Raw genomic sequence first — 10489 nt, 5'->3', positions numbered from 1 at the left:
AGCGACGGGCGTCATCATGTCAGCATTATTGTTCTTTTTTCTGGTCGTCCCGGAGGTGTATCAGTTCCTGTCTTACACCGGTGGTGCGAACAGCGGTATTTCTGCTGACACGGAGTGTTACAGGGAAGTACTAGGAAGCTCGGCTATATTCAACTTAGATCGCATGAAACTTCGTATCTTCTCCGCCCTGGTTTTCCTCGTCGCGTCCGCGGGTTGGAACCAGGCATTCCCGGCGGCCAAGTCCGGCAAGACCCAAATTCAGAATCAACATCTTACGGACAGTCAGATGGAAGGCGTGCTGCACACCAAGCTGGCGAAATCGAAGATGGCCAACGAGGGTTGGACCGTCCATGTGCATAATCACGTGGTTACCTGGGAAGGCAAGACTAACGTGATTCAGCATAAAGGCGCGGCGACTCGCATGGCGCACACCGCCGGAGCCACGGAAGTCGTGAATAACATCAAGATCAGTGAAGCGGCGCGGCTGAAAGCTGCGGAGCGTCTGGCCAAGAATCGCGATGGCGTGCAGCCAGTGAAACACGCCGCGGTAATTGCTTCCAAGTAAGTGTTAGTTACTTGCGGCTTTTGCCTATTACTCTAACTTCGCCTGAATCGTCGCGCAATAAGCACGTGCCGAGGTATTGGTTCAACGATCGCTTCGCCGATAAGTCGTGATAGACGAACGAACCTTTCACGAAGAAATGAACGACGAGCGCTTTGCGGGAAAGCGCTAAGTTACGGCGCGTCGATCCGCCATGCACCAGGTTGGCGTGCCAGATAAGAACGTCTCCTTTGCGCGCATGGAAGTAATGCGGTGCGATGCCATGATCCTCGACCGCCTGGCGAATGCGCGGCTCATATTGCTTGTGGTAAGGTTGATAGCCTTCGCGTTTAAAGTCGTCTTCCGAGATGCCGACATCCTTACTGAATAAGTAAGGCAGGCGATGACTGCCGGGATAGTAGACGAGCGGACCGGAATCGGGATGGATATCTTCGAAGGCAATCCACGCGGCTGTCAGATAGCCGAGTGGATAAGTGGTCATGTGGATCGAATCGGAGTGCGCGCCTTGTTGCGACCCTTTATGCGAGGCGATGGTCTGGAGCACCTTCGGTTCGCGTCCGGTCAGCAGGCGAATTGCGGCGAGTAGTTCCGGGTGCTTCAGTATTCCGCAAAGCTTGCCAAGCTTTTTATGTGGGTTGAGGAAGCGGCCCTGATACGGATCGTGCTCTCCGGCCTTTTCCGGCGGCAAGGTAATGCGGCCGGAATGAATCGCCTTTTCATAACCCTGCCACACATCGTCAAGAAGGGTGTGTTCAATCAGCCCAGGCAGGATGACGTAGCCGTTCTCCGTCCAATAGCGGCACTGATCGGCCTGCGCGCGGGTTAACTCGCCGGAACGCAGCTTTTCGTCAACACGCTCCAACGCATCCGGACGATCCAGCCATGGATAAGGGCCGGAGTACGGAAAGTTCTCGGCGCGAAAGGACGGAAGCTTGGAGAACTTGACGGGTTGTTCCGCAAACAAACGCGGCATCCATTCACGATAACGCTGTCTGCTAGACCCCGTCGCTCCCATCGCCGAAGTCTTCGAGCAGTTCGTCGGGATCGCCATACTCGTCGGCCCCGCTGGCCGGCGCGTAGTCGTCAGGCGGAGAGATCTCGATATCCGGGGCGGAATCGGTGAGGGCGTTGTATTCGGTCCACTCGCTCGGGTCCGCGAAACTGGCCAGATCGGCGACCCCAATGGCCGCGCGTTGTCTCTGAATCTCGTGCCGGATGTCTAAGTAGCGTTTCAGCCGCATGTAGCTCCTGGGAGTCTCTAAGTAAGTGACTCTCTAAGCTGATTCTGAAACGGACTTCGTTAGCTGCGGCCGAAATTGCGAGCGCGCCCTGTTTAGATTGAGCGAGTTAGCTGGAAAGAGAAAATTTAGAAATCGGTGATCGTTTCCGCTTGTTTGGTCACAGACCCATGATCTGAACCGACATGGACCGGCTGCGCGGGCCATCGAATTCGGCGAAGATGATGTTCTGCCACGTACCCAGGAGCAATGACGCGTTGCGCACCTGAAGACTGAGCGTCTGCCCCATGAGCATTCCGCGCATGTGAGAATCGGCGTTCTTGCGTTCGCAATCGGAGTAGTTGGGGTCGTTATGCCGCCAGTTTTCGTCCCGGTTTACGACGGATTCCAGGTAGCTGCGAACATCGTGCAACAGCGCATCCTGCCATTCGTTGAGAAAAACGGACGCCGTGGTGTGGAGCGATTGCAAATGAACGATGCCGTCGCGAATGCCGCTCTTCTTCACGATGTCGTTGATCCGGTCGGTGATGTTGATCAGCTGCATCCGATCGGTCGTGACCCAGTCGATCACCCGGTTTACGATGCGAAACCCTTCAGTGGGTTGAATGGCGGGCTTGCCCGAGCCGTTTACGACGGTGAACTCGGATGATGCGGCTGTTACCTTTGGCATGGACGAAAACTCCCCCTATCGCTTAGATTCAGCGCAACGGGCGCGCGGTTTCAAACTTGTGAACGTAGGAAGGGGTTTGTGTGCGGGAAATCCCGGTTAAATGGAGACGGCTTCGTGTTGAGCGGCGTAATGGCTCTCCACGTAACGGTCGAGCATGCCGATAAACTCGGCGACTATATGGTCTCCGCGTAATGTTTTCAAGAGTTTACCGTCGACGTACACAGGCGCCACCGGGTCCTCGAATGTTCCCGGGAGTGAAATGCCCAGGTTCGCGTGTTTCGATTCACCGGGTCCATTCACGATGCAGCCCATGACGGCGACTTTCATCTCTTCAACGCCGGTGAAGTTCTCGCGCCAGACCGGCATCTGCTCGCGCAAGTAGGTTTGGATCTGATCCGCCATCTCCTGGAAGAACGTGCTGGTGGTGCGGCCGCAACCGGGGCAGGCGGTGACCTGCGGGGTGAAACTGCGGATCCCCAGGGACTGCAGAATCTGCTGGCAGACGGTGACCTCTTCAGTGCGGTCGCCATTCGGCATGGGCGTGAGTGAAGTTCGGATGGTGTCGCCGATGCCTTCCTGCAGCAGCACGGAAAGCGCGGCCGTGGTGGCGACGATTCCCTTGGCGCCCAGACCCGCTTCGGTCAGCCCGAGATGCAGCGGATACTCGCACTGCGCGGCGAGCAAGCGATACACGTCGATCAGGTCCTGAACACCGCTGACCTTGGCGCTGAGGATGATGCGATCGCGCGGAAGCCCGTGGCGCTCGGCGGCTTCGCCGGAAAGAAGGGCGCTGGCGACGATGGCATCGATCGTTACGTCGCGCGCGGATTTCGGTTCGGGCAGGCGCGAGTTCTCATCCATCATCCGGGTCAGAAGCGATTGATCGAGCGAGCCCCAGTTCACGCCAATGCGGACCGGCCGGCGATACTCGACCGCGGCTTCGATCATGGTGCGGAAATTATCGTCGTGCTTTTTGCCGATGTTGACGTTGCCGGGATTGATCCGGTATTTGGCCAGCGCACGCGCGCAGGCCGGATACTTCTTGAGCAGGATGTGGCCGTTGTAGTGGAAGTCGCCAACGATGGGCACGCGGACGCCGTAAAGGTTCAGCGTGTCGACGATTTTGGGAACCGCTGCCGCAGCCTCTTCAGTGTTGACCGTGACGCGCACGAGTTCGGAGCCGGCTTTCGCGAGGTCCATGATCTGATTGACCGTGCCGGTGACGTCTGCCGTGTCGGTGTTGGTCATCGACTGAACGGCGATGGGGTGATCGGAGCCGATTTTCACGCCGCCAACATCGACGGTGACGGTTCGCCGGCGGGGACTTACTGACATATTTGGGTTCTCATGCGGGAACATTTATTTTACTAGAGCGATGTAACTCGATTGATTCTTTACGCGGCAGGAGGATAATGGCGGGTGTCGGTTAACCAACTGTTTTTCTCGATGGCTGGGTTGATCCGATTGCCGCGGGCGCAATTCACAAATTTTTGACATTTGGCGATGACCGGGCCGGTTTCGGCAAGCGTATCCTGTTAAGAAGTGAGCAGGAAGTGCAGAAACGCCGCGGTTCCGGTAAGCGCGCGACGCACGGCGATTGCCGCCTTATTAGTCGGCGTGGTCGCAGTCGCGCGCTTAAACGCCGCCGCCAATCTCTACAGCCTTGAGCGCGAGACTGCCCTGGGTAAGCAGCTGGCGGCCGAGGTGGAGCGGCAGGTCAAGCTGGCCGACGACCCTATCTTGGTGGAGTACGTCAATCGTGTTGCGCAAAAGATCGCGCACGAATCCGATCTGGCGTTTCCCGTTTCGGTAAAGGTGATCGAATCCGGAGAACTGAACGCGTTTACGCTGCCGGCCGGACACATCTATGTCAACACCGCGATGCTGCGGCTCACCGAATCCGAAGCGGAGTTGGCGTTTGTGCTCGCGCACGAGATCGGGCACGTATCGGCGCGGCATTCCACCGAACAGGCCAGCGTCCAGCAGCTCACCAAACTGGGAACCATCCCGTTGGTGCTTTTCGGCGGCGGTTGGGCGCGAGCGCTCGCCGAGTTGGCTGCCGAGCCGGGTTTGAAGAAAGTCGCGCGCGAGTTCGAGGCGCAAGCCGATCAGCTCGGGATCACATTTCTGGCTCGTTGTGGATATGATCCAACGGCTGCCGTTGACTTCTTCGAGCGGATCGAAGGCGCGGAGCGCAAGACTCCCGGCCGCGTAGCGCGCTTGTATGGCGATCATCCGATCACCGCAGCCCGTATTGCGGCAACCGAAAAACGGCTGAATGCAATCGTGGGCACGCGCGCCGAGTGGGTCATCAACACCTCGGAATACGAGGAGATGCGCTTGCGGATGGTCGCTATCGAAGAGCGCCGCGAGCAAGAAGCTGGTACGGCTTCGGCGCCGGCTCTGATCCACGGCGAAAAGCGTTAAACGCCGGGCGCGTCGATCGCGTTTTCATGAAGTTCCTGTAACGTTGACTCACGCTGTCGCGTACAACATACATGCCCGGTCCGCGGGCCTATAATACCTGCAGGAGCCTCCTCCCTCTATGAAGCAGCTTTTCCGGATGCACATCGCGACCACCGTGGTGTGCCTGCTCATGATGCCGCCCGCGATTTTCGCGGACAGTACCGAAAAAGATCCAGACCAGATCGGCAATCGCAATGTCGGCAAAGGCGTCAACTTCTACTCCATCCAGAAGGAGATCGCCCTCGGTAAGCAGTTGGCTCAGGAAGTGGAGCGGCAGGCGCGGATTGTGGATGATCCGGTCATTGCGGAATATGTAAACCGCATCGGGCAGAATCTGGTTCGCAATTCCGACGCGAAAGTGCCGTTCACCATCAAGGTGATCGATTCCGACGAGGTGAACGCGTTCGCGCTGCCCGGCGGATTCTTCTTCGTGAACACCGGGATTCTGCTCAAAGCCGACAACGAAGCCGAGATGGCCGGCGTAATGGCGCATGAAATCGGGCACGTGGCCGCGCGTCACGCCACGCGCCAGATGACCAAGGCACAGCTCGTCCAGTTCGGAACGATTCCCCTGATCTTCATGGGAGGTTGGGCCGGATACGGGATCTACCAGGCGATGGGACTCGCGGTTCCGATGACGTTTCTGAAATTCACCCGCGCCGACGAAGCCGAAGCCGATCTGCTGGGTCTCGAGTACATGTACAAGACGGGGTACGATCCGACCTCGTTCGTTGATTTCTTCGAAAAAATCCAGTCGCTGGAGAAACGCAAGCCCGGCACGATTTCGAAGATGTTTTCAACTCATCCGCCGACGGATGACCGGATCAAGGCCGCGCAGGTCAATATCGAGAAGTACCTGAAAGCCAAGCCGGAATATGTCGTGACCACGTCGGAGTTCAACGACGTGAAACTGCGGACCATGGCGATGCACAATCGGCGTAAGGTGGATGACGCGAAGGATAGCTCGCGTCCGCGGCTGCGCCGGGCTCCGGGCGCGGGTACCACGGTTGACGACGGCGATCAGAAATCCAAGGGCGACGACGATGAGCGTCCGACGCTGAAGCGGCGCGATCCGTCCTCGGATTCTTCAGATCAGCAGCAGCCACAGCAGTAATCGAACGACTTAAAACGGGCCGATTCTCTTCATGAGAGAGTCGGCCCTTTTTGCGTCCGGAGGAGCCCAATGGCGCAACAGTACGACGTGACGCTGAAGATGCTGCTGCAAGACTCCGACGGTCAGGCTGTTCACCTGGCGACGGGACTCTCGGTTGCGGCATGGCTGAACATCGAGTTGCCCAAAATCGCGAACCCCCGGGTGGATTTACTCGGACAGACTGACGACGGCAGCCTCTTACATCTGGAATTGCAGGTTGGTAATGACGCGGAGATGCCGATGCGGATGGCTGAGTACGCGCTCGCGATCTACCGGAGCCTCGGGAAATTCGCGCGGCAAATCGTGCTCTACGCAGGTGAGCCCGAGCTCCGGATGGAGACGACTCTCCAAGGGCCTGGTTTTTCCTTCCGGTATGAGGTCATCGATCTGCGCGACGTTGACGGGGACACGCTGCTGGCCAGCGACAATCTGGGCGATAATGTATTAGCGATCGTGACGCGCCTGCGCGACCAGCAGACCGCGATTGAAGAGATCCTCCGTAAGATCTCGACGCGGGATGAAACCAGGCGGGAGCAGGCAATCGAACAGCTCCTCATTCTTGCGGGGCTGCGCGGGTTGGAAGAAGCCGTGGAGGAGGCGATTCTGAAGATGGCAACTATCAACGACATCATTTTGAGCAACAAGGTCCTCGGACGCGAATATAAGCGCGGTCGCGAGGAAGGCGAGCTAGAAGGCGAGCTGAAAGGCGAATTGAAGCTGTTCCGCCGTCTGATTGAAAAGCGATTTGGCGCCATTCCAGAGTGGGCGGACGAGCGGCTGAACCACCGTTCGACCGAAGATCTCGAAGCGTTGAGTGTTCGCCTGCTGGACGGCGCTACCCTCGAAGAACTGCTGCAATAGAGCCAAGATAGCGGACCGACAGCCCGTATGTATGCGTCCAAGACCCAAGGTGACTGTGAAGTTGCTGCAAGAAGGCCGCGTCATCAGAATGTCCGCGGGTCGATTTGCCGGGAGAATACGAGCTGCGGATCGCGGCTTCTCAAGGAACGAATTCCGTGGAGCGCACCATCCAATACGCGATTTCCGGACACTTGCTGGACCACCCTGCCTAAGGGGCAGTTCCAATCGCTGCCAGTGGCGTGTAGTGAATCGCGGCGCCTGAGGGGTCGCTGAACCATAAGCGAAACCGCACGGAAGTATCGGGCGCCAGCAAGGATTTCGCGGGAAGAGGTACAACGTAACCGCTGCCGAGCGGCGCGAGACATTCCGTATTCCCCGACTTGTTCGCAAGAACGACCCCGGACGGAAGTTCTTCGAGAATGAAGAACAAGGGACCTTCTACCGGGAGCGAGCCTGTGTTCGTCAACGAGACTTCCTGCGTATATAGTTTCAAAGTCGGCTCATAAACGATCTCGCTACTCGCCACGCGAAGATTCTCGGCGGGAACCGCCTCGCACGTGCTAACCGTCAGGGCGGCCAGGATGGCCCGGCTGCCGTCCGTGCCATCGCCTTCGTTTCCCGTGTCGGTCAGCGTTATGCTTGTGAGCGTTTGGTCCAGGAATTCCTCCGGCAAAATGTACTCCTGCCGGTCCAATCGCTGGCCCTGCCCGTTGTCCCAGACCTCAACGGTGGAAGTGTTATTGATTGAGTTCGTATTGCCGTCCTGGTTGTAATCGCGTACGTTCACGTTTCCGACAAGCGGAACGGTCTTAGTCGCCCCGGCACTCCCCGTAAACGTGATATACAGATAAGCGTCCGGACCGGCCCAACCCCACATGCTGTTGAGAACGGTGAATACGGAGGTAACTCCATAGACACCCACGGGAATAGTAAGGCTCACGGTGCCCGGTCCGAAGTTGGCTGCCGCAGCTCCAGCCCAATAGTTGTTGGGTTCGACCGGAATCGCAAAGGCGATGCCGCCGAAATTGCGGATGCTGGTCGGAAACGTGCTTCCGTTAATGATCAGGAAATCATTCGGGCCTTCGTAGGTCCAAGGCTCGTTAGCCAGGGCTCTGAGATCGATGGGCTTTTCGTCAGCGGGAGCTATGACGGAGGTAAGCGCGACGCCTACTACGGTACAGGCAAATCGAAAGCAAGCGTTCATGGGTGACTTCCTTCACGGGAGCAAAAGCACGGACCTCGTGACACTGGTTAGTATATGTCTGATTTTCAAGTGGCTGGCCGCGGCCTCAGCCCTTGAGGAATGCCAAAAGATCGGCGTTGATCGTATCTGCCTCGGTTGTCGGCATCCCGTGTGGAAAGTCTTTGTAAGTCTTGAGTGTTCCGTTCTTCAGCAGTTTTGCGGAAAGCGGTCCGGAAGCGACATAGGGCACGATCTGGTCATCTTCGCTATGCATGACTAACACCGGAATGGTGATCTTCTTGAGATCTTCGGTGAAATCGGTTTGGGAAAACGCCACGATTCCGTCGTAATGCGCCTTGGCGCCGCCCATCATCCCTTGGCGCCACCAGTTTTGGATGACGGCTTCCGAAGATTTGGCGCCGGGCCGATTGTAACCATAAAAAGGACCTTCGGGCAGGGCGCGATAGAATTTCGAGCGATTGGCGGCGAGCTGGGCCTGAAGGTCGTCGAATACTTCTTTGGGAAGGCCGACGGGATTGGCAGGTGTTTTCAACATGAGCGGCGGCACCGCGCTGATCAGCGCTGCTTTGCTGACGCGGCTCTCGCCATGCCGGCCCAGATAGTGCGTGACCTCTCCGCCGCCCGTGGAATGCCCGACGTGGATGGCATTTTTTAGGTCGAGATGCGCGGTGAGGGCAGCGAGGTCGTCGGCGTAATGGTCCATGTCGTGACCGTCGGAGACCTGGGTCGAGCGGCCGTGCCCGCGGCGGTCGTGGGCGATGACGCGATAGCCATGACGCAGGAAGAACAGCATCTGGTTGTCCCAATCGTCCGCCGATAGCGGCCACCCGTGGCTGAACACGATGGGCTGGCCCGAACCCCAGTCCTTATAGAAGATTTCTACCCCGTCATTTGTGGTTATGGATGGCATGAAACTCCTTGAAAATGATGCTTGGTCCTTCCGATTAGACCATTTTCGACACAGGGCGTTCGCGGTTATTCCGGCGTTGATGTCCGCGAACGGGTCTCGACCCGCCAAATTGATTGCGAATACCCGAAACGGGCTAAACGCGTTTACGTCCCGTAGATCGTCCGCCTCTGATTCGGCGTGGATCGCACCTCTCAGAAAACGCCGACTGTGAGCCGCCGTTGACAAAGCGGTGAAATGGGCACAGAATCTTAGGCATCGGGGTGTTAGCGTGAAACGACTATTTGTAACCTCATCGGTGTGCGCGGCGGCGGTCCTATCTGCCGGCGCAATGTATGGCCAAAACGTGATTTCGGCCAAATCGGGCTTGGTCCATTACACCGAAGGGGATGTCTCGGTGGATGGCAAGCCGGTTTCCGGTAAAGCGGGTGTGTTCGCCCAAATCAATAAAGACGGGCGGATGACGACGACGGAAGGGCGGGCGGAAGTGCTGATGACACCCGGCGTTTTCCTCCGGGTGGGCGAGCAAAGCGCGATTCACATGATCTCGACATCCCTGGCGGATACGCGCGTGGGGATCGAATCCGGCCGGGCACTGCTTGAGTCGGACACGCCGATGAAAGGCAATATCGTCACGCTGCTTTATAAGGATTACGCGATGGCGCCGACCAAACCCGGGCTCTTCGAAATCACCACCAACCCGCCCCAATTCAAGGTTTACGCGGGTGAGGCGGAGGTTACGCTGAACGGCCAGACCATCGTCGCGAAAGAAGGGAAGCTGGTGAACCTCTCGGCAGCGCTGGCGCAGGAGCGCCTTCCCGATAAGGAAGGCGACGATCTGTATCGCTGGAGCAAGCTGCGCAGCGGATACATGTCCGCGGCGAACGCCTCCGCGGCGAGCACCGTTTCTAACGGCGGCTACTCGAGTTTCACCGGTCTAAGCGGCATTGGCGGGTATGCGGGTAACTGGTTTTACAACCCGGCCTTCGGGATGTACACCTACATGCCGTTCTCGGGGACGATGTTCAGTCCGTTCGGTTTCGGATTTTGGAGCCCCTACACGATTTATCAGGCCTACCCCTACGGATACTACGGCTCAGGAACCTCCGCCAATAGCCAGACTGCTTCGGGCGGCAGCATCAAGAGCAGCCTGATTCATCCGATACATCTGCCAACACCGCCCGGGCGGTCGTCTTACGTGACGCCCGGCGGCGGATACGGTTCGTCGGGTTCATCGGAAAGCGCGCTCACCCGCACCAGCTATCTGACCCCGGCCGCGAGCGGCTCGCCGTCCGGGAGTATGGGTTCCGCACCTCGCGGCGGCGCTACCAGCTCGGGCGGGCGGGGACATTAGTTGAACGTTTAACAGTCTTTGTGCGATGGAATCAGATCGGAAGAGCGTCGTGTAGGGAAAGAGTGTAGATCTCG

11 protein-coding genes are annotated in these 10489 nt (G+C 58.0%); 5 read left to right on the top strand and 6 right to left on the bottom strand.

Annotation, left to right across the window (positions count from 1 at the left end):
• Positions 1–163 precede the first annotated feature (163 nt).
• Entirely contained in the window at positions 164–565 is a 402-nt protein-coding gene (locus H1Y01_RS11040; RefSeq protein WP_180540576.1) for a hypothetical protein, read from the top strand.
• Positions 566–572: 7 nt separating this feature from the next.
• On the opposite strand, the gene H1Y01_RS11035 is transcribed toward H1Y01_RS11040, so the two are convergent.
• The 4 genes from H1Y01_RS11035 to ispG all read right to left on the bottom strand — a co-directional run bounded on the left by H1Y01_RS11035 (position 573) and on the right by ispG (position 3805).
• The gene (locus tag H1Y01_RS11035; protein WP_180540575.1) at positions 573–1535 is read right to left on the bottom strand and encodes a phytanoyl-CoA dioxygenase family protein; all 963 of its coding nucleotides are present in this window, start codon (positions 1533–1535) and stop codon (positions 573–575) included.
• A gap of 22 nt (positions 1536–1557) precedes the next feature.
• Positions 1558–1803 carry a hypothetical protein gene (locus H1Y01_RS11030; RefSeq protein WP_180540574.1) on the bottom strand — a complete coding sequence of 82 codons (246 nt, stop codon included), beginning with the start codon at positions 1801–1803 and terminating at the stop codon, positions 1558–1560.
• Between the two features lie 157 nt (positions 1804–1960).
• A complete protein-coding gene (locus H1Y01_RS11025; RefSeq protein WP_180540573.1) occupies positions 1961–2470 on the bottom strand; it encodes a secondary thiamine-phosphate synthase enzyme YjbQ in 510 nt (169 codons plus the stop codon).
• 96 nt (positions 2471–2566) lie between these two features.
• A complete protein-coding gene (gene ispG, locus H1Y01_RS11020; RefSeq protein ID WP_180540572.1) occupies positions 2567–3805 on the bottom strand; it encodes a flavodoxin-dependent (E)-4-hydroxy-3-methylbut-2-enyl-diphosphate synthase in 1239 nt (412 codons plus the stop codon).
• 207 nt (positions 3806–4012) lie between these two features.
• Here ispG and H1Y01_RS11015 point away from each other — a divergent pair, with 207 nt between their 5' ends.
• From H1Y01_RS11015 to H1Y01_RS11005, 3 genes are all read left to right on the top strand, one after another.
• The gene (locus tag H1Y01_RS11015) at positions 4013–4897 is read left to right on the top strand and encodes a M48 family metalloprotease (protein ID WP_180540571.1); all 885 of its coding nucleotides are present in this window, start codon (positions 4013–4015) and stop codon (positions 4895–4897) included.
• 118 nt (positions 4898–5015) lie between these two features.
• Positions 5016–6050, top strand: a complete 1035-nt coding sequence (locus H1Y01_RS11010; RefSeq protein ID WP_180540570.1) for a M48 family metallopeptidase — start codon at positions 5016–5018, stop codon at positions 6048–6050.
• Positions 6051–6119: 69 nt separating this feature from the next.
• Entirely contained in the window at positions 6120–6950 is an 831-nt protein-coding gene (locus H1Y01_RS11005) for a DUF4351 domain-containing protein (protein WP_180540569.1), read from the top strand.
• Between the two features lie 208 nt (positions 6951–7158).
• Here the strand turns inward: H1Y01_RS11005 and H1Y01_RS11000 are convergent, their stop codons facing one another.
• A complete protein-coding gene (locus H1Y01_RS11000; protein WP_180540568.1) occupies positions 7159–8154 on the bottom strand; it encodes a hypothetical protein in 996 nt (331 codons plus the stop codon).
• 85 nt (positions 8155–8239) lie between these two features.
• Complete coding sequence (locus tag H1Y01_RS10995; RefSeq protein WP_180540567.1) at positions 8240–9064, bottom strand: alpha/beta fold hydrolase; 825 nt, start codon at positions 9062–9064, stop codon at positions 8240–8242.
• A 268-nt stretch (positions 9065–9332) separates the two neighbouring features.
• Here H1Y01_RS10995 and H1Y01_RS10990 point away from each other — a divergent pair, with 268 nt between their 5' ends.
• Positions 9333–10415 (top strand): hypothetical protein, encoded by a 1083-nt coding sequence (locus tag H1Y01_RS10990; protein ID WP_180540566.1) that lies wholly within the window; start codon positions 9333–9335, stop codon positions 10413–10415.
• Positions 10416–10489 lie beyond the last annotated feature (74 nt).

It is taken from the genome of Nevskia soli (assembly GCF_903970205.1).
Lineage (GTDB): Bacteria > Acidobacteriota > Terriglobia > Bryobacterales > Bryobacteraceae > Bog-113.
This window is presented reverse-complemented; position numbering and strand designations above follow the sequence as displayed.